The organism is Marilutibacter maris, from assembly GCF_006546735.2.
Lineage (GTDB): Bacteria > Pseudomonadota > Gammaproteobacteria > Xanthomonadales > Xanthomonadaceae > Marilutibacter > Marilutibacter maris.
The window spans coordinates 1-1,519 of the sequence record NZ_VICD02000345.1; the positions used below are offsets into that span (position 1 = coordinate 1).

A 1,519-nucleotide genomic window follows, 5' to 3' on the forward strand; every position below is an offset into this window, starting at 1 on the left:
ACCACGGTAGGCCTGTGCCTGTCGCGCGGTCTGGACACCCTGGTCGCGACGCTGGCGGTGCTGAAGGCGGGGGCGGCCTACCTTCCGATGGACCCGGCCTATCCGCTCGAGCGGCTATGCGACATGGCCGGGGACAGCGGTGCGGCGCTGCTGCTGGTGCATCGCGACACCGTGCTTGCCACGCGGGAGGCCACACCGCAGTGCGTGCTCGACAGCGACCCGGTGCAGGCGGAGCTGACCGGTTGCGCCGACACCGATCCGTCGCCGCTGCCCGGCCAGGGCGCGCGCGAGGTGGCCTATGTCATCTACACGTCGGGCTCGACCGGACGGCCCAAGGGCGCGGCCATCGAGCACCGTTCGGCGGCCAACCTGGCGCTGCGGATGATCCAGCGGTGCGAGGTGGGAGCCGGCAGCCGGGTCCTGCAGTTCGCGTCGCAGAGTTTCGATGCGGCGGTACTGGACTGGACGATGGCCCTGCTTTCGGGGGCCACCCTGTATATCTGCGGCAACGACGAGCGCGGCTCGGTGGAGAAGTTGCAGGACTACATGCTGGACAATCGCATCACCCATGCGGTGCTGCCGCCGTCGCTGCTGTCCCTGCTCGACAGCACGCGGGACTATGCGCTGAGGATGCTGATGGTCGGAGGCGAAGCCTGCGATCCGCGGACCGCCCAGATCTGGTCGAGCCGCTATCGCCTATTCAATGGATATGGTCCGACCGAAGCGGCGGTGTGCTCGACGTTGATGGAGCTGAAGCCGGACGAGCCGGTGACGATCGGCCGCCCGCTGGGCAACGTGCGCGCGTATGTCCTGGACCGGCAGCGCCAGCCGGTGCCGTTGGGGGCCTATGGCGAGCTCTATATCGGCGGTGTCGGAGTGGGGCGCGGCTATCTCAACCGCCCCGAGCTGACTGCCGAGCGCTTCATCGCGGATCCGTTCGTGGAGGACCCGCAGGCCCGTCTGTATGCGACTGGCGACATCGTCCGCTATCTGGCGGATGGGCGCATCGAGTATGTCGGTCGTCTGGACGACCAGGTCAAGATCCGGGGTTTCCGGATCGAGCTGGGCGAAATCGAGGCGCGGCTGTTGGAGTTGGCGGAGGTCAAGGCGGCGCTGGTGGTGGTGCGCGAGGATGGGCGCGGCGAGCGCCGGCTGGTGGCGTATGTGGTGCCGACGGCGATGGATGCGGCGCTGGGCGACTGGCGCGAGCAGCTGCGTCGCTGGCTGCCCGAGCACATGGTGCCGACGGCGCTGGTGACGCTGGCGGAGTTCCCGATGTCGGTGAACGGGAAGGTGAACCGTGGTGCGTTGCCGGCGCCGGAACTTCCGGGGAGCGGAGAGGATTTCGTGGCGCCGCAGGGGGAGACCCAGGAGGCGCTGGCGGAGATCTGGGGGCGGCTGCTGGGGCTGGAGGTGGCCGAGATCAGTGCCGGTGCGAGCTTCTTCGAGCTGGGCGGGCACTCGCTGCTGTCCACCCGTCTGGTCAGCGCGATACGGGAGCGGTTCGATGTCGAGCTGA

The 1,519-nt window shown here is 68.8% G+C and carries 1 protein-coding gene; it reads left to right on the forward strand.

Annotated features, from left to right (window positions below):
* Window positions 1-1,519 (forward strand): non-ribosomal peptide synthetase (locus FKV24_RS18955; RefSeq protein WP_141483504.1); only part of this gene is annotated, 1,519 nt, incomplete at both ends.